This is a genomic window from Pseudomonas mucidolens, from assembly GCF_900106045.1.
Classification (GTDB): Bacteria; Pseudomonadota; Gammaproteobacteria; order Pseudomonadales; family Pseudomonadaceae; genus Aquipseudomonas; species Aquipseudomonas mucidolens.
The window spans coordinates 4899114-4915933 of the sequence record NZ_LT629802.1 but is presented as its reverse complement, the minus strand read 5'-3'; the positions used below and the strand labels follow the sequence as shown (position 1 = coordinate 4915933).

General features: G+C 59.5%; 15 protein-coding genes and 1 pseudogene. 11 read left to right on the top strand and 5 right to left on the bottom strand.

The features are described from left to right. The first annotated feature begins 91 nt into the window (after positions 1 to 91). The gene (locus BLU75_RS22535) at positions 92 to 316 is read left to right on the top strand and encodes a DUF1161 domain-containing protein (RefSeq protein ID WP_084378412.1); all 225 of its coding nucleotides are present in this window, start codon (positions 92 to 94) and stop codon (positions 314 to 316) included. Between the two features lie 58 nt (positions 317 to 374). Here the strand turns inward: BLU75_RS22535 and BLU75_RS22530 are convergent. Then, positions 375 to 1377: pseudogene (locus BLU75_RS22530) on the bottom strand (LLM class flavin-dependent oxidoreductase). Between the two features lie 209 nt (positions 1378 to 1586). Between BLU75_RS22530 and BLU75_RS22525 the strand changes: the two are divergent. Further along, entirely contained in the window at positions 1587 to 2018 is a 432-nt protein-coding gene (locus BLU75_RS22525; RefSeq protein WP_084378413.1) for an OsmC family protein, read from the top strand. A gap of 161 nt (positions 2019 to 2179) precedes the next feature. Then, positions 2180 to 2419 carry a DUF1161 domain-containing protein gene (locus BLU75_RS22520; RefSeq protein WP_084378414.1) on the top strand — a complete coding sequence of 80 codons (240 nt, stop codon included), beginning with the start codon at positions 2180 to 2182 and terminating at the stop codon, positions 2417 to 2419. Here the strand turns inward: BLU75_RS22520 and BLU75_RS22515 are convergent, their stop codons facing one another. Next, on the bottom strand, positions 2420 to 2848 hold the full coding sequence (locus tag BLU75_RS22515; RefSeq protein ID WP_084378415.1) for a PA0061/PA0062 family lipoprotein: 429 nt from the start codon (positions 2846 to 2848) through the stop codon (positions 2420 to 2422). It abuts the gene before it with no gap. Positions 2849 to 2952: 104 nt separating this feature from the next. Here BLU75_RS22515 and BLU75_RS22510 point away from each other — a divergent pair, with 104 nt between their 5' ends. After that, on the top strand, positions 2953 to 3996 hold the full coding sequence (locus BLU75_RS22510; RefSeq protein WP_084378416.1) for an aminopeptidase: 1044 nt from the start codon (positions 2953 to 2955) through the stop codon (positions 3994 to 3996). 84 nt (positions 3997 to 4080) lie between these two features. On the opposite strand, the gene BLU75_RS22505 is transcribed toward BLU75_RS22510, so the two are convergent. Together BLU75_RS22505 and BLU75_RS22500 are read right to left on the bottom strand one after the other, a co-directional pair. Beyond that, positions 4081 to 4740, bottom strand: a complete 660-nt coding sequence (locus BLU75_RS22505) for an HAD family hydrolase (RefSeq protein WP_084378417.1) — start codon at positions 4738 to 4740, stop codon at positions 4081 to 4083. Next, complete coding sequence (locus tag BLU75_RS22500) at positions 4737 to 5279, bottom strand: gamma carbonic anhydrase family protein (protein ID WP_084378418.1); 543 nt, start codon at positions 5277 to 5279, stop codon at positions 4737 to 4739. The genes BLU75_RS22505 and BLU75_RS22500 overlap by 4 nt, the downstream gene beginning before the upstream one ends. Before the next feature lie 101 nt (positions 5280 to 5380). On the opposite strand from BLU75_RS22500, the gene prlC reads away from it, so the two are divergent. The 7 genes from prlC (at position 5381) to BLU75_RS22465 (ending at position 15794) form a co-directional block, all read left to right on the top strand. Beyond that, a complete protein-coding gene (prlC, locus tag BLU75_RS22495; RefSeq protein ID WP_084378419.1) occupies positions 5381 to 7432 on the top strand; it encodes an oligopeptidase A in 2052 nt (683 codons plus the stop codon). After that, on the top strand, positions 7429 to 7701 hold the full coding sequence (locus tag BLU75_RS22490) for a YheV family putative zinc ribbon protein (RefSeq protein WP_084378420.1): 273 nt from the start codon (positions 7429 to 7431) through the stop codon (positions 7699 to 7701). Before prlC ends, BLU75_RS22490 begins: the two co-directional genes overlap by 4 nt. Positions 7702 to 7824: 123 nt before the next feature. Beyond that, positions 7825 to 9846 carry a M3 family metallopeptidase gene (locus BLU75_RS22485; protein ID WP_157720797.1) on the top strand — a complete coding sequence of 674 codons (2022 nt, stop codon included), beginning with the start codon at positions 7825 to 7827 and terminating at the stop codon, positions 9844 to 9846. Between the two features lie 173 nt (positions 9847 to 10019). Next, positions 10020 to 12050, top strand: a complete 2031-nt coding sequence (locus BLU75_RS22480) for a M3 family metallopeptidase (RefSeq protein ID WP_084378422.1) — start codon at positions 10020 to 10022, stop codon at positions 12048 to 12050. Between the two features lie 103 nt (positions 12051 to 12153). Beyond that, positions 12154 to 13212 (top strand): PA0069 family radical SAM protein, encoded by a 1059-nt coding sequence (locus tag BLU75_RS22475; protein WP_084378423.1) that lies wholly within the window; start codon positions 12154 to 12156, stop codon positions 13210 to 13212. A gap of 224 nt (positions 13213 to 13436) precedes the next feature. Further along, the gene (locus BLU75_RS22470; protein ID WP_084378424.1) at positions 13437 to 14168 is read left to right on the top strand and encodes a carbonic anhydrase; all 732 of its coding nucleotides are present in this window, start codon (positions 13437 to 13439) and stop codon (positions 14166 to 14168) included. A gap of 84 nt (positions 14169 to 14252) precedes the next feature. Continuing rightward, positions 14253 to 15794: a SulP family inorganic anion transporter gene (locus BLU75_RS22465; protein WP_084378425.1), complete on the top strand. Its 1542-nt coding sequence runs from the start codon at positions 14253 to 14255 to the stop codon at positions 15792 to 15794. A gap of 253 nt (positions 15795 to 16047) precedes the next feature. Here the strand turns inward: BLU75_RS22465 and BLU75_RS22460 are convergent, their stop codons facing one another. Then, complete coding sequence (locus tag BLU75_RS22460) at positions 16048 to 16695, bottom strand: hypothetical protein (protein WP_084378426.1); 648 nt, start codon at positions 16693 to 16695, stop codon at positions 16048 to 16050. Positions 16696 to 16820 lie beyond the last annotated feature (125 nt).

The following is a 16820-nucleotide window of genomic DNA, read 5'->3' as shown; positions in this document are numbered from 1 at the left end:
TGGCTGATTGCCATAACCTGCGCTACAACCTTGGAGCGCCGATGCGATGCGCGTCGGCGCGCTTTTTTGATCAGCGCAAGGAAAGTATCGGATGAACAAGTTTCTGTTAGCGGTAGGTTTGTTGAGCATCGCGGGCACGGCCCTGGCGGCGGGCAAGCCGTGTGAAGAGCTGAAAAGTGAAATTGACGCGAAGATCCAGGCCAATGGCGCTTCAGGCTACACCCTGGAAGTGGTGGACAAGGGCACAGCCGCCAGTGGCGAAGTGGTCGGCAGCTGTGAGGGCGGTACCAAGGAAATTGTCTACAACCGCGGGTGATCCCGTGCGGCAGACATGAAAACCGACGCCGGAGCGTCGGTTTTTTTATGGCTGACGATCAGCCCTTCATTACCTGGGCCAGCAGCTCGTAGGAGCGGAGCCGGTCGGCGTGCTCGTACAGGTCACACGTAAAGATCAACTCGTCGGCGCCGGTCTGTTCGACCAGCACTTCCAGCTTGGCGCGAATCTTCGCCGGGCTGCCGACCATTGCCAGGCCGAGGAAGCTGGCGACGGCGTCTTTCTCATGGGGTAGCCACAGGCCGTCCATGGTTTTCACCGGCGGGCGCTGCACCAGGCTTTGTCCGCGCATCAGCGCCAGAATCCGTTGGTACACCGAGGTCGCCAGGTAATCGGCCTGCTCATCGGTATCGGCGGCCACCAAGGGCACACCAAGCATGACGTAGGGCTTGTCCAATACGGCTGAAGGCTTGAAGTGATTGCGATAGACGCGAATCGCCTCATGCATCATGCGCGGTGCGAAATGCGAGGCGAAGGCGTAGGGCAAACCACGCTCGCCTGCCAGCTGTGCGCTGAACAGGCTTGAGCCCAGCAGCCATACCGGCACGTTGGTGCCGGTGCCCGGTACGGCAATCACCCGTTGGTCGGGGGTACGCGGGCCCAGATACGCCATCAGCTCAGCGACGTCTTCGGGGAAGTCGTCCGCGCTGCCGGAGCGTTCACGCCGCAGGGCGCGGGCGGTCATCTGGTCGGAGCCGGGCGCACGGCCCAGGCCCAGGTCGATACGACCGGGGTACAGGCTTTCCAGGGTGCCGAATTGCTCTGCAATCACCAGCGGTGCGTGGTTGGGCAGCATCACCCCCCCCGGAACCGACGCGTATGGACGAGGTGCCACCGGCCAGATAACCCAGCAATACGGAAGTCGCGGAACTGGCGATGCCGTCCATATTGTGGTGTTCGGCTACCCAGAATCGGGTGTAGCCAAACTGTTCCACGTGTTGGGCCAGGTCCAGGGAGTTGCGCAATGATTGCGCCGGACTGCCGTTAGCGCGTACGGGAACCAGGTCGAGGGTTGAGAATTTGACGTCGGACAGCGGTTTCATAAGCCTGCTTCTCCAGGGGGGCAGGATTTGACGAGCCAAAACCTGCCGCTTCATGTGCATGCTCTATGCAATGAGGGCATATACCCGAGTTTCAATAGCAGCTGCGAAATTTCCTACTGAATGACTAGGTTTTTCCGATGAGGTGAACTTTGCCAGAGCTTCTATCCTCAGAACCTTACTGACGCAAAACCACTGCATGGGAGATAGCTATGAGTATCAAGAAAACAGCATCCGCTCACTGGGAAGGCGACCTGAAGACTGGTCTGGGCTCCATCTCGACTGAAACCGGCGTGCTGCGCGAAGCGCCCTACGGCTTCAAGGCACGTTTTGAAGGCGGCAAGGGCACCAACCCTGAGGAACTGATCGGCGCGGCCCACGCCGGCTGTTTCTCCATGGCCTTTTCGATGATTCTCGGCGATGCCGGGCTCAAGGCTGACAGCATCGACACCACCGCCGAAGTGACCCTGGATCAAGTGGAGGGCGGTTTTGCAATCACCGCCGTGCATCTGATTCTCAAGGCGAAGATTCCGGGTGCCAGCCAGGCGCAGTTCGATGAGTTGAGCAAGAAAGCCAAGGAAGGATGCCCGGTGTCGAAGGTGCTCAACGCGACCATCACCCTGGACGGCACATTGGTGAACTGAACCGTTGGGTAAACATCGCAGGTCCCCGTGGCGAGGGGGCAATCCCCTCGCCCGGTTATTTTGTTCTGCGTTAAATCAGAACTCGCGTTTCGCAAGTGTGGTCTCATCAGTATGCAGCCATGGTGCACACTCGTGCGCAGCGCATTTAGGGAGCTTCACACATGAAACGTTTTGCCTTGGCGATTATTTGCGGTGCTTTGGCCACCTCAGCGCTGGCCGCCCCGAAAGACTGCGAAGAGCTCAGGAAAGAGATCGAGGTCAAGATCCAGGCCAACGCGGTACCTTCCTATACGCTGGAAATTGTCAGCAAGGAAGAAGGCGACAAACATGATGAGGCCATGCGTGTCGGCACCTGTGAGAACGGCACCAAGACCATCATCTACCAGCGCAATGACGAGTGATCAGGGCAGGCAGTTGACGCTGCGTTCCTCGGCCAGCAACTGACGCTGCGCGTCATACAGCCGGATATTCGGGGTAAACGCCAGGGAGCGGCCTTCCAGTCGATAGCGCTGGCCGGCCTCGAAGTGGTCATATTGCACGGTGATGAAACAGGTGCGGTCTCGGGGTTGGCTCAACCCGCCGCCCAGGCCCCCGCCGGAATACACTTCAAAATCGAAACGCACCATCAGTTCATGGCTGCCGGGTGGCACCTGGAAGTAGCGGCCATCGTTCAGGGATTTTCCGTCCAGGCGTTGCGCCATGACCATCTTGGCGCCGGGTGTCGGCGTGGCAAAATCGACCCAGGCCTGTTGCGGGTCAGGCGCGGGAATCGGTGTCGAAGCACAGGCGCTGAGAAAAATCATCGCCAAGGGAAGTAGAAACTGACGCATGTCGGGTCCTCACCGGTAGGAATGATGTGAGCATAGCGCCGATGGCTGCAGACACCCTACAAGCACGATAGTCTGGCAGGCCAACTACCCAGGAGCGGTGTGTAATGGTCGGGCGTTTATGTGCGGGGCTGATGTGTTTGATGCTCGGCGGGTGTTCCAGTGTCAGCTATTACAGCCAACTCGCCAGCGGCCAATGGCAATTGCTGCGGGCGCGGGTGCCGGTGGCCGAGGTGATTGCCGACCCGTCGCGGCCGCAGGTGTTGCGCAAGCACTTGGTTCATTCCCAGGAGGCACGTACTTTTGCCAGTCAGCAACTGCACTTGCCGGATAACCAGAGTTACCGACTGTATGCCGATATCGGTCGACCCTACGTCGTCTGGAATCTCTTCGCCACCTCCGAATTTTCCCTGTCACCGCAGAACCATTGCTTTCCGATTGCGGGCTGCGTGGCTTATCGCGGTTATTACAGCCAGGGCGCGGCGCGGGGTCAGGCAGCGTTGTTGCAGCAACGCGGCATGGACGTGTCGATTGGTGGGGTTGAAGCCTATTCCACCCTGGGCTGGTTCAATGATCCGATCATGAGTTCGATGATGGCGTGGGGCGAAGAGCGACTGGCGACGCTGATCTTTCACGAACTGGCCCACCAGCGTGTTTATGTGAAGGACGACACCGCGTTCAATGAGTCGTTTGCCACCTTCGTCGAGCAGGAAGGTACCCGGCAATGGCGTACAGCCCGTGGCCTCGCGCCGGCCAGTCAGGCCGCGTTGCAGCAGCGCGACCAGTTTATCCGTTTGCTCCTCGACACCCGCAAACGCCTGGAAACGCTCTACGCGCAGCCTTTAGCGGCCGATGCAATGCGCCGGGCCAAGCAGGCAGAGTTCGAGCGTTTGCGCAGCGACTACCGCCAGTTGCGTGACAGCCAGTGGGCCGGCGACAGGCGTTATGACGCCTGGATCAATCAACCGATGAACAATGCGCGGCTGTTGCCGTTTGGACTGTACGACCAATGGGTGCCGGCGTTTGCAGCATTGTTTCAGCAGCAAGGCGGGGATTGGGTGAAGTTCTACAGCGCGGTGGAACAGTTGGGCCGGTTGCCGATAGCGCCGCGCAAGGCGGCGTTAAGGCAGTTGGAGAGTCTGGGTCTTTAGGGCCTCTTCGCGAGCAAGCCGACACACATTTGACCTGCAAACACCGAGCAAAATGTGGGAGCGGGCTTGCTCGCGAAGACGCTCTCAAGGGCGCCGCAAAAACGCCTGATGCATATCGGCTAACGTCTCAAAGTGCCAAGTCGGCGCCTCGGCGCTCAACTCCTCAAAACTGCCAAACCCATACCCTACCGCCGCGGCATCCAGTCCATTGCTGCGGGCCCCGATCAGGTCGTGCTTGCGGTCGCCAACCATCAAGGTACTGGCGGGGTCCAGCCCTTCCTCGCTCATCAAGTGGGCGATCAGCTCGACCTTATTGGTGCGCGTGCCGTCCAGTTCACTGCCGTAGATCAGCTTGAAATGCTTGGCGAAATCGAAATGGCGGGCGATTTCGCGGGCAAATTCCCACGGCTTGGAGGTGGCCACATACAGTTGCCGGCCCTGGCTGTTCAAGTCTTGCAGCAGCGGCATGACGCCCTCGAACAGCCGGTTTTCATACAGCCCCGTGACCTTGAAGCGCTCGCGATAGAAGTTCACCGCTTGCCAGGCCTTGGCCTCGTCGAAATCATAGAACTGCATGAAGGCCTGCAGCAGCGGTGGACCGATAAAGTGCTCGAGTCTGCTCAGGTCGGGCTCGTCGATCCCCAGTTTGCCCAAGGCATACTGGATGGAGCGGGTGATGCCTTCCCGTGGGTCGGTGAGGGTTCCGTCGAGGTCGAAGAGAACGGTTTGGTAATGCAGGCTCATTGGTCGAATCCTTCAGCCAGGTGCAGGTCCTTGAGCTTCACGTAGTTCGCGGCGCTGTAAGTGAAAAAGGCGCGCTCCTTGTCAGTCAACGGGCGGATTTGCTTTACCGGGCTGCCGACGTACAAGAATCCGCTCTCGAGTTTCTTGCCGGGCGGCACCAGGCTGCCCGCACCGATAATCACATCGTCCTCCACCACGGCACCGTCCATCACAATGCTGCCCATGCCGATCAGGATCCGACTGCCGATCGTGCAGCCGTGCAGCATGACTTTGTGGGCGATGGTCACGTCGTCCCCGATCAGCAGCGGGAAACCGTCAGGGTTGAAAGGTCCGGCATGGGTAATGTGCAGCACGCAGCCGTCTTGCACGCTGGTGCGCGCACCGATGCGGATGCGGTGCATGTCGCCACGGATCACCGTCAGCGGCCAGACCGAGCTGTGCGTGCCGATCTCGACATCGCCGATCACCACCGCCGACGCGTCGACGAAAGCCCCGGCGCCCAGGGCCGGCGTGTGATTCTGATAGGTGCGAAGGGTCACGATAGCCTCTCTCTCTTCTACTGATAGCTGCGGTGGGTGTTGATTGTAATTAAGATGGCCCCATCTTTGTCTTACCTGTTTCTCCAGCCAAGGTGCCAACCGTGAGCGTGAACAACCCTCTTTTGCAGTCCTACGACCTGCCGCCGTTCTCGGCGATCCGTGCCGAGCACGTCCAGCCGGCCATCGAACAGATCCTCGCCGACAACCGTGTCGCCATCGAAGGCATCCTGCAAAGTCAGGGAAAAAATCCGACCTGGGCCGGTCTGGTCCTGGCCATGGACGAACTCAACGATCGCCTGGGTGCCGCCTGGAGCCCGGTCAGCCACCTCAACGCCGTGTGCAACAGCGCCGAGTTGCGCGAAGCCTATGAAGCCTGCCTGCCCGCCTTGAGCGCCTACTCTACCGAGCTGGGCCAGAATCGCGAGCTGTTCCAGGCTTTCGAAGCCCTCGCCAACAGTCCCGCGGCCGCCGATTTCGACGTGGCGCAAAAAACCATCCTGGAACACGCCCTGCGTGATTTCCGTCTGTCGGGCATTGATTTGCCGCCGGAGCAACAGCAACGCTACGCCGAAGTGCAGAGCAAACTCTCTGAGCTGGGTAGCAAATTCTCCAACCAGTTGCTGGACGCCACCCAGGCCTGGACCAAACACGTCACCGATGAAGCCATGCTCGCCGGCCTGACCGACTCGGCCAAGGCGCAAATGGCTGCCGCGGCCCAGGCCAAGGGGCTCGACGGCTGGTTGATTAGCCTGGAATTCCCGAGTTATTACGCGGTGATGACCTACGCCCACGACCGGGCACTGCGTGAGGAAATCTACGCCGCCTATTGCACCCGTGCGTCGGACCAAGGCCCGAATGCTGGTCAGAATGATAACGGTCCGGTCATGGAACAGATCCTCGATCTGCGTCAGGAGCTTGCCCAGTTGCTGGGTTTCGCCTCGTTCTCCGAACTGAGTCTGGCCACCAAAATGGCCGAGTCCAGCGATCAGGTGTTGAGCTTCCTGCGCGACCTGGCCAAGCGCAGCAAGCCATTTGCCACCCAGGACCTGCAACAGCTCAAGGCTTACGCCGCCGAACAAGGGTGCGCGGACCTGCAAAGCTGGGACAGCGGTTTCTACGGCGAAAAACTGCGTGAGCAACGTTACAGCGTGTCCCAGGAAGCCCTGCGCGCCTACTTCCCGATCGATAAGGTGCTGGGCGGCCTGTTCGCCATCGTCCAGCGACTGTACGGCATCGAAATCGCCGAGCAGAAAGGTTTTGATACCTGGCACCCGGATGTCCGGCTATTCGAAATCAAGGAAAACGGCGAGCATGTCGGCCGCTTCTTCTTCGACCTGTACGCCCGCGCCAACAAGCGCGGCGGTGCCTGGATGGACGGTGCCCGCGACCGTCGTCGCACGGCTGATGGCGCACTGCAAAGCCCGGTGGCCAACCTGGTGTGCAATTTTACCCCGGCCGACAGCGGCAAACCTGCCCTGCTGACCCACGACGAAGTCACCACCCTGTTCCACGAGTTCGGCCACGGTCTGCATCACTTGCTGACCCGTATTGAACACGCGGGCGTGTCCGGCATCAATGGCGTGGCGTGGGACGCGGTGGAATTGCCGAGCCAATTCATGGAGAACTGGTGCTGGGAGCCGGAAGGCCTGGCATTGATTTCCGGGCATTACGAAAGCGGCGAAGCACTGCCCCAGGACCTGCTGGAAAAAATGCTCGCGGCGAAGAACTTCCAGTCTGGCCTGATGATGGTGCGTCAATTGGAGTTTTCGCTGTTCGATTTCGAGCTGCATGCCACTCACGGCGATGGCCGCAGTGTGTTGCAGGTGCTCGAAGGTGTGCGCGACGAAGTCTCGGTGATGCGCCCGCCCGCCTACAACCGCTTCCCCAACAGCTTCGCGCATATCTTTGCCGGCGGTTACGCGGCGGGTTATTACAGCTACAAGTGGGCCGAAGTACTCTCGGCGGATGCGTTCTCCAAATTTGAAGAGGAAGGCGTGCTTAACGCGCAAACAGGTCGTGCGTTCCGTGAAGCGATCCTCGCCCGGGGTGGATCCCAGGCGCCGATGGTGCTGTTCGTCGACTTCCGCGGACGCGCGCCGTCGATTGACGCACTCTTGCGTCACAGCGGCCTGAGTGAGGACGCAGCAGCATGAGTGAAGGGCCTGTGATTACCAAACGACGCTTTATCGCCGGCGCGGTCTGCCCGGCGTGCAGTGAGCCGGACAAATTGATGATGTGGACTGAAGACAGCGTGCCGCACCGCGAATGTGTGGCCTGCGGTTATTCCGACACACTCAATGAACAAGGTCTTTCAATACCCAAGGAACTGGGCACGCGGGTCAATACCTCGGCGTTGAAAGCGCCGGATGCCAAGGTGCAGACGGTGCAGTTTTTCCCTAATCCGAAGCTGAAAAAAGACTGACTGAAGTAGGTCATCGTCCTTGCGCCGCCCAGGCGCGAGACGATGTACATAGATACGGCTTTGCCGGGGTGCGTTCTTCCTAGACTTTTGCGTTCCAGTCCCAGGACGAAAAGGATCGCACCCATGCCCGTACAAAATCCGTTATTGCAGACGTTTGACCTACCACCGTTTTCGCAGGTGCGCACCGAGCATCTGGCGCCGGCGGCCGAGGCGTTGATTGTCGAGAGCCGTCGTCAGGTGGCGCACATCATTCAGACCCAGACACCCTTCCCGACGTGGGACGACCTGGTCCTGGCGCTGGATGACATCCTCGCTCGCCTCGAACTTGCCCAGGGCGTCGTCACCGTGCTGGATGCGTCCGAGGTGGATGAGGGATGGGAGCGCGCGGCCAGCGACTTTCACGGGCGGTTGAATGATTTTCGCGCCGAGCTGATGGGCAATCCGCAGTTGTCCGCGTTATGCACACAGTTGGCCGCCAGCCCGATAGCGGCGCTGTTCGACGCGCAACGTCGACGCATCCTGGGGAAAATTCAGGTGCAGTTCCGTCGCTCAGGTCTTTCCTTACCGCAGGTCGAACGCGAGCGCCTGGCGTACTTGCGGCTGGCCAACGAACTGCTGGAAGGCGAGTTTTCCAATCGACTCGCCCAGGCGACGGCCGCGTGGAGCAAGCATGTCGAGGATGAGGCGCTGTTGCAGGGCGTTCCCGCCAGCCTCAAGCAGGCGATGACGGCCAAGGCGCAGGCCAAGGGATTGCCGGGGTGGTTGATCACGCTGGACAGCGAAATGTTTCGCGGGATTATGGCCAATGCCGAGAACCGCGCGCTGCGTCAGGAGGTGTGTGAAGCGTTTTTCAGCCGCGCCTCCGATGTCGGGCCGCACGCAGGCTTGTACGACAATACCGACCACCTGCTGACGGTGCTCGATGGACGGCACGAGATAGCCAGGTTATTGGGTTACGAGCACTTTGTGCAGGTGGTGCTGGAGGAGCAGATGGTGGATTCCGTCGACCAGGTGCAGCGCTTTTTCCAGGCGCAGTTGGCCAGCGAGCAATCGACCTTTGCCAGCGACCGTCGGCAACTCCAGGCGTTTGCGGCGAACCACGGTGTCCATGACTTGCAGCTGTGGGATTACGCGTTTTTTTCCGAAAGACTTCGTCAGCAAATGACCGGTATTTCGGCGGAACAGATCCGTGAGTACTTCACCCTGGATCACACCCTGGTACGTGTGTGTGAGCTCTTCCAGCGCTTGTTCGCCGTGCAGTTTGTCGAGCGCACGGATTTCGACACCTGGGCCGCGCCGGTTCGGTTGTTCGAGGTAAAGGAGTACGACGCGGTCATCGGCTATGTGTTTTTCGAGCCGTTTGCCGGCACCAGTAACGAGCAAGGTCCCAACACCATTGAACTGCGTGCCCGGCACCGCGACGCAGAAGGCCTGTTGAACCGGCCGATCGCCGTGATGCAATGTAACTTTCTGCAAGACATGCCCGGCCAACCCTATCTGCTTGACCACCTGCGCCTGCGGATTCTGCTGCATGAGTTTGGGCATTGCTTGCAACATATTCTGACCACCGCGGACAACCGCAGGCTTTCCGGGATGGCGAGTTACGGGCGTGACACCGCAGAGTTTATCGGTGAGTTCTTCGAGTTGTGGTGCTTCCAGCCACAAATACTCGTTTGGCTATCTCGGCATTACCAGACAGGCGCGCCCTTGCCGTCCGATCTGGCGCAAAAGCAGCTGACCTACCTTTCCACGCAAACCAGCTGGGACACGGCGGAGTTGCTGACCGATGCCATCTTCGACTTCGAGGTACACCGGACCTGGGGCGATGGACGCAGCATCCGCCAAGTGTTCGCTGAGGCGGTGGCGCGAGTTGGTCAGCTTGAGGGCTTGTCGAGGTTGCGCCCGGCCAACCAGTTGACTCACATCATGCAAGGCTACGCGGCCAGTCTGTATTCCTACAGATGGTCAGGCGTGCTCGCGAAAGAAGCGTTCCAACGCTTTCTGCGCGAAGGCTTGTTCAATCCGAACACTGGCCGTGCCTTCCGCCACGCGGTATTGGCGCCGGGCAATTCACGCTCGTTGCTCGACGCCTTGCAGGTATTTCTTGGGACGAGACCCGCCGCCCTGGGCCCGGCCCCACAGTGAAGGAAACGCAACAGCAGGCAAATCCGCCATCCCAGGTTGCAGATAACCGTGCCTGAATTAATTGGCATCATCTTCCAGGCCGCCTGGTCTGTAAGCGATACCTATAATACCGCCCAGCGTCAGGCCTTCCTTTCAGACTGTTCATTCAGTCCAGATTCAGAGGAAGGTTTCCCATGCTCAATGATACTAATCCGCTGTTGCAGGCCTATGATCTGCCGCCTTTTTCGCGGATCCGCGCCGAACATTTTTCCCCGGCCCTTGACCGGATCCTTATGGAGAGCCGCGCTCAAGTGGCGCAGATCATCGCGAGCCAGACACCGTTTCCAACCTGGGACGATCTGGTCTTGGCGATGGACGACATCCACACGCGCCTGGAGGTTTTTGACTATCTGTTGGGCCTTCTGACCCTGACCAGGACTGGGGACGCCTGGACACAGGCCTCACTCGACTGCCGCGATCGGCTGCACGACTTCCAGCGCGCGCTGCGCCAGAACGCCGAACTGTTCCAGCTCTATCGGCGGTTGGCGAGCAGCGACATAGCTCGGCTATTCGAACCGGCACGCAAAAGAACCTTGGAAAAAATCCTCCGAGACTTTCGCCAGAGCGGGTCTGCACATACCTCGCAGGCAGACCTGGACGTAGTGAAGCGACGCATTCAAGACGGCGAGCGTCTGTTCCTGGAACAGCTGCACCGGGCCAATAAAGCCTGGAGCAAAACGATTGACGATGAGGCGCTTTTGAGCGGTCTGCCGTCGCTGTTCAAACAGCAAATGGCCAGCCAGGCACGCGAGGCCGGGCACGCAGGATGGCGGTTGACGCTCAGTTTTGAATCGTTTCGCATCGTCACGCGCTACGCGGATGATCGTTTCCTGCGCAAGGAAATGTACGTGGCTTACAGCACCCGCGCCTCGGATCAAGGACCGCACGCCGGCGAGTTCGACAACAGCGCCCTCTTCCAGCAATTGCTGGATGACCGTCAGCAGTACGCCAGCTTACTCGGCTATGCGAATTTCGCCGAGATGGCGATCGAGCCAGAGCAAGCCGAATCTGCCGCGCAGGTCCTGACGTTCTTGCGCGGGCAACTCGAACGGCAGCAAAACGCTTTGGCCCGGGATGCTGAGCAGCTCTGGGAGTTTGCCATGCGACGCGGGTTCTGCGAACTCCAACCGTGGGACTACCAGTACCTGACGGAGAAATTCCGCCAGCAAACCCTGGGGATTTCGAAACACACGCTAAACGTCTGGTTTCCCATGGAATCGACGTTTTCACAGCTGTTGCTGATCGCGAGGGATCTGTTCGGGGTGACTCTGATCGAACGTCAGGACGTGGTGACCTGGCAGGCGGATGTGCGCCTTTTCGAAGTCAGCGAGTATCAAGAGATTATTGGTTATATCTATTTTGATCCGTTCGAGGATCCGAATCGCAACGGTCTGCCTTCTACCACCACCCTGCGCAACCGCCAGATCAGCGCTGAAGGCAAGCTCCAGCGGCCCATCGCCGTGCTGCATGGCTGGCTGCCGCGTGGCTCGCAGGCAAACCCGGTGTTGCTCGACCATCAGCAGCTGCAAATCCTCTTTCATGAATTCGGTCATTGTTTGCACCATGTCTTGAGCCGGGCCGCCTATCGCGACATTTCCGGCATTTCGGAGGTCTCGCGCGATACCTCCGAGTTTGCCGGGTTGTTGTTCGAACAGTGGTGTTTCTCCCGGCAATGCCTGGTCCGTATATCCAGGCATTATCAAACCGGGGCGGCGTTGCCTGGCGAGATCGCCGATCAGTTGCTGGTCTTGGCCAAGACTCAGACCAGTTGGGAAACCGCTGCCCTCTTGCGCAACGCCTTGTTTGATCTAGAGGTGCACCGGACCCACGGCGATGGGCGTATGGCCCAGCAGGTATTCGAGGACGTCAGTGCGCAAGTCGGGCATCTTCCGGTGTTCGCCAACGAGCGCTGGCCCAATGGCCTGGAACATATGGCGATAGGCTACGCGGGGAAAATCTACGCCTACGCCTGGTCGAAGGAATTGGCCGTTGCCGTGTTCCAAAGGTTCGAGCGCGACGGTGTGTTTAACGGGGCAACAGGACGCGAGCTACTCGAAACCGTGCTGGGGCCGGGCGATTCGCGGCCGCTGCTTGAATCGATCACGGCTTTTCTCGGGACGCCGCCGATCATCGCCGCGCCTGCACACCCTCACCCAAAGGGCTGACGGTGCAAACGTTGGCCAGGGCGCGCCGTCCATCTGAATGGCTCTGGTTAAATCCGTGCTCGTCGAATACTGTATGGGCATACAGTTTATCGGATTATGACCTATGCCCTCGTCTCTTGCGCCACGCGGCCGTGGCACCGGCACCAACCTGCACAACCGCTTTGCGCCGACTGTCAGCGTGGCCGAGGACGACGGCTGGCATCAGGAGGTCCCGCCGACCCAGAGCACCGAAGTGCGCCTTGAGATGGCGAAGACCATCATCACCCGCAACACCTCGCCCGACCTGCCGTTTGACCGCTCCATCAACCCCTATCGAGGCTGCGAGCACGGTTGCATTTATTGCTACGCAAGACCCAGCCACGCCTATTGGGACATGTCTCCTGGCCTGGATTTCGAAACCCGCTTGATCGCCAAGAGCAACGCCGCTGAGGTCCTGGAACGGCAACTGTCCAAGCCGGGTTATGTGTGTGCACCAATCAACCTGGGTGCCAACACGGATCCGTATCAGCCCATCGAGCGGGAGCACACGATCACCCGGCAAACCCTGGAAGTGCTGCTGCGCTACCGTCATCCGGTGACGATTATTACCAAGGGTTCGCTGATCCTGCGCGATCTTGATCTGCTGACGGAACTGGCTCGACAGCGTCTGGTGGCGGTGATGATCAGCCTTACCAGCCTGGACGATGAGCTCAAGCGCATTCTGGAACCCCGGGCGGCAGCGCCCAAGGCCAGGTTGCGGGCCATTCGGGTGATGCGTGAAGCGGGGATCCCGGTGGGCGTGCTGTGTTCGCCGATGATCCCGATGATCAACGACAGCGAGTTGGAAAGCCTGCTGGCCGAGGCCCACGCCGCTGGTGCGCAGAGCGCGGCCTACATGATGTTGCGCCTGCCACTTGAAGTGGCGCCGCTGTTCGAGGAATGGCTGGCGGCCCATTATCCGCAACGCGCGGCCCATGTGATGAGTCTGGTGCGCCAGGTGCGCGGTGGTGAGGTGTATGACAGTCGTTTCGGTATACGCATGCGGGGTGAAGGGCCATTCGCCGATCTGCTGGCGCAACGCTTTGCCAAGGCGATCAAACGTTTGGGGCTTAATCGTCGGGAAGGTTTTAACCTGGATTGCACGGCGTTTTGTCCCCCTGGCAGGCAGCTGGCATTGTTGTAGACTGACGCAAATACGTGTTCTTGGCAGCGCGGATAATCGCGTTTTGATATCAATGAAACCCGCGAGATAGAGCGGTTTATTCAGTTTGAGTTAAGTTTCGGCGGATACCTTGTTCATCGAGTGACTAACGAGTCGGCGTCGCTGGTTGAGTGGTTTTCCGCTATTCGCTGGCGATGTGTCGAACTGAACGGGAAGACTCCCCGCTCCAACCAAGAGGATGAATCATGAGTGACAAGGATAAACAGCCGTTGGCTGCGTCGGCTTCAGCCCCTCATCAGGTGGAGTCCGCCGATGCAGCGCTGCAACATATCGTTGATGGTTTTATGCATTTCCATAACGAGATCTTTCCCCAGCAGGAAGAACTCTTCAAGAAACTCGCCACGGCCCAGAGCCCGAGAGCGATGTTTATCACCTGCGCCGATTCGCGCATCGTTCCAGAACTGATTACCCAGAGTTCCCCCGGCGACCTGTTCGTGACCCGTAACGTCGGCAACGTGGTGCCACCCTATGGGCAAATGAACGGCGGCGTTTCCACGGCCATCGAGTACGCGGTACTGGCCTTGGGCGTGCAACACATCATTGTGTGTGGGCACTCCGATTGCGGCGCCATGCGCGCGGTGCTCAATCCCCAGAGCCTGGAGAAAATGCCGACCGTCAAAGCCTGGCTGCTCCACGCCGAGGTCGCCAAGACCATGGTCCAGGACAACTGCGACTGCGCCAATGAAGGCGAAAGCATGAAGGTGCTGACCGAAGAGAACGTCATCGCTCAGTTGCAGCATTTGCGCACCCACCCGTCGGTGGCTTCGCGCATGGCCAACGGTCATTTGTTTATCCACGGCTGGATCTACGACATCGAGACCAGTGAAATTCGGGCCTACGATGCGGGTCTGTCGGCGTTTCGACCGTTGAGCGGCACCGATTCGATCCCTTCGGCGACGCCTAAAGCGCGCTTCTAAAACCCTTCCCCGTCGGGTAACGCAATGGCTGCCATAGCGTAGCCAGGCGTTGTCACGCCCGGCGAATGCCTCGGGAGAGTCATTATGCGTGCTGCTCAATTGAAAGCTGTATTGCCACGGGAGCTGTTAGCGTCCGTGGTGGTGTTTCTGGTCGCCCTGCCATTGTGCATGGGTATCGCCATCGCTTCGGGCATGCCACCGGCCAAAGGCTTGATCACTGGCATCATCGGTGGCCTGGTGGTTGGTTGGATGGCGGGATCGCCGCTGCAAGTCAGCGGCCCCGCAGCCGGTCTGGCGGTGTTGGTTTTCGAACTGGTGCGCCAGCATGGCATGCTCATGCTCGGGCCAATCCTGCTGCTGGCGGGCTTCCTGCAACTGGTCGCCGGACGCTTGCGTCTCGGCTGCTGGTTCCGCGTGACCGCCCCGGCGGTGGTCTACGGAATGTTGGCGGGAATCGGCGTGCTGATTGTCCTGTCGCAAGTCCATGTGATGCTGGATGCGGCACCGAAACCCTCCGGACTGGATAACCTCGCAGGCTTTCCCGCTGCCTTGGCCGAGGCTATTCCCGCGCTGGGTGGCGGGTTCGGTTGGCAAGCCGGTTTGCTCGGGCTGTCGACGATTCTGGTGATGTGGCTGTGGGATAAACTCCGTCCGCAAAAACTGCGTTTTGTGCCGGGAGCGTTGCTCGGAGTGGGTTTGGCGACGGCGGCCAGCCTGGCGCTGGCGTTGCAGGTCAAGCGTGTTGAAGTACCGGAAAACCTCGCCGATGCCATCGATTGGCTGCGCCCCAGCGATCTGCTGAACCTGGCTGATCCGAATCTGTTGATCGCAGCCTTTGCGGTGGCCTTTATCGCCAGCGCCGAAACCCTGCTGTCAGCAGCGGCGGTTGACCGTATGCACAGCGGACAGCGCTCGGATTTCGACAAGGAATTGTCCGCCCAGGGCGTAGGCAACATGCTGTGTGGTCTGGTCGGAGCGTTGCCCATGACGGGCGTGATCGTGCGCAGCTCGGCTAACGTTCAGGCGGGTGCGACCACGCGGTTGTCAGCGGTGTTCCATGGCTTGTGGCTGTTGGCGTTTGTGTTGTTGCTGTCCAGCGTGCTGCAAAGTATTCCGGTGGCGAGCCTGGCGGGTGTGCTGGTGTATACCGGGGTCAAGCTGGTGGATCTCAAGGCGTTCCGGGGGCTGGCTCGTTATGGTCGGATGCCGATGGTTACCTATGCGGCCACGGCCTTGGCCATCATCTTCAGCGACCTGCTCACGGGTGTGCTGGTGGGCTTTGGGCTGACATTGCTCAAGCTGGCATTCAAGGCCTCCCGGCTGAAAGTCAGCCTGATCGACTTGCCTCAGGAGGGCGAGATGGAGCTGCGCCTGAGCGGTGCAGCGACCTTTCTGAAAGTGCCCGCGTTGACCCAAGTATTGTCGACCGTACCCACGGGGACTACCGTGCATGTACCACTCAATAACCTGAGTTACATCGACCATTCCTGTCTGGAGCTGCTGGAGGAATGGGGCCGTGCCAATGCGGCGCAGGGCTCGACGTTGGTGATTGAGGCGCGAGGCTTGAAGCGCAGGTTGGAAGGCCGGGTGCGGACGAACACCGGGATTGGCTCGGCAGCGGCCTGAACCCCTCGCTCCTGCAGCATATTTATCTACACAATTTGAGCAGATAGGGCTGTTGTGGCGAGCGGGCTTGTCCCGCGTTGGACTGCGAAGCCGTCCCAAAATCAGCCGCTACGGAGTATTTGATACACCGCATTCGGCTTACTGGGGCTGCTTCGCAGCCCTACGCGGGGCAAGCCCGCTCGCCACGGGGAAACTCACCAGATTCTGAAAGTTGTGTAGAGCCCTATGCTCCTACAGGAGCGTGATCGGGAAATTACGCTGGCTGATCCAGCTCCAACTCCACACCCAACTGTCGCGACAGGCACGGCCAGCGCTTCCACGCCGCTTCGGTGTCGGGGCTCTTGAGCTTGTCGCGATAGGCTTCAACCGACTCCAGGGCAAAGCTGTCCTCGTCGAGCATTTCATCGACCGCCAGGTGTACGGCTTCATCCAATTGGTTGGCAAAATCCTCGCCGATCAACTGATGTGCGATCAGATTGGCGACGGTGGTATCCGCTGGAATCAGCGGCTGACTGAAGTGCTTGATATACAAATCGTTCACTTCTTCTACCAGCCTGTGGGCCAGGTAGGCCTCATCCAGCAAGCTGTCCAGGCCTTCATGGCCGGCGAGGATTGTAGGGGGCTGCAGGAAGAAATGTTCGGCAATTTTCAGCACGGGTTTTATCTGGCTTTCAATACCCGCTTCGCGGGCGACTTCATTGGCGGCATCCAGCAAGTCCGGGACCAGATCGATGTAGGCAGCGACGAATCGCGTCATCACCCCGTTACGATCCTGTCCAGCCAGTGAAATGGACGAATGTAGATGGGGCAACTTTGCTTCCAACTGCCGGGCAAGCTGGTGAGTGCTGGCTTCGTGTTGATGGGCACGGGAAATCTGCTCGCGCAATGCGGCGGTGTTCATGAAAGCTCCAGAAATACAGGCACGGGAAAGGGGACTGCATAAGGTAGCTCGTTTATACGGGCTCCTCAGACGCATTTGTCATAATTATTTCATGCTTATGTGTGTTCGCTATATCGAAATGCCAT

Excerpts from the sequence above, each read along its gene's own strand:
- BLU75_RS22535 (WP_084378412.1), top strand. The coding sequence starts at position 92 with ATGAACAAGTTTCTGTTAGCGGTAGGTTTGTTGAGCATCGCGGGCACG.
- BLU75_RS22525 (WP_084378413.1), top strand. The coding sequence starts at position 1,587 with ATGAGTATCAAGAAAACAGCATCCGCTCACTGGGAAGGCGACCTGAAG.
- BLU75_RS22520 (WP_084378414.1), top strand. The coding sequence starts at position 2,180 with ATGAAACGTTTTGCCTTGGCGATTATTTGCGGTGCTTTGGCCACCTCA.
- BLU75_RS22515 (WP_084378415.1), bottom strand. The coding sequence starts at position 2,848 with ATGCGTCAGTTTCTACTTCCCTTGGCGATGATTTTTCTCAGCGCCTGT.
- BLU75_RS22510 (WP_084378416.1), top strand. The coding sequence starts at position 2,953 with ATGGTCGGGCGTTTATGTGCGGGGCTGATGTGTTTGATGCTCGGCGGG.
- BLU75_RS22505 (WP_084378417.1), bottom strand. The coding sequence starts at position 4,740 with ATGAGCCTGCATTACCAAACCGTTCTCTTCGACCTCGACGGAACCCTC.
- BLU75_RS22490 (WP_084378420.1), top strand. The coding sequence starts at position 7,429 with ATGAGTGAAGGGCCTGTGATTACCAAACGACGCTTTATCGCCGGCGCG.
- BLU75_RS22485 (WP_157720797.1), top strand. The coding sequence starts at position 7,825 with ATGCCCGTACAAAATCCGTTATTGCAGACGTTTGACCTACCACCGTTT.
- BLU75_RS22480 (WP_084378422.1), top strand. The coding sequence starts at position 10,020 with ATGCTCAATGATACTAATCCGCTGTTGCAGGCCTATGATCTGCCGCCT.
- BLU75_RS22475 (WP_084378423.1), top strand. The coding sequence starts at position 12,154 with ATGCCCTCGTCTCTTGCGCCACGCGGCCGTGGCACCGGCACCAACCTG.
- BLU75_RS22470 (WP_084378424.1), top strand. The coding sequence starts at position 13,437 with ATGAGTGACAAGGATAAACAGCCGTTGGCTGCGTCGGCTTCAGCCCCT.
- BLU75_RS22465 (WP_084378425.1), top strand. The coding sequence starts at position 14,253 with ATGCGTGCTGCTCAATTGAAAGCTGTATTGCCACGGGAGCTGTTAGCG.
- BLU75_RS22460 (WP_084378426.1), bottom strand. The coding sequence starts at position 16,695 with ATGAACACCGCCGCATTGCGCGAGCAGATTTCCCGTGCCCATCAACAC.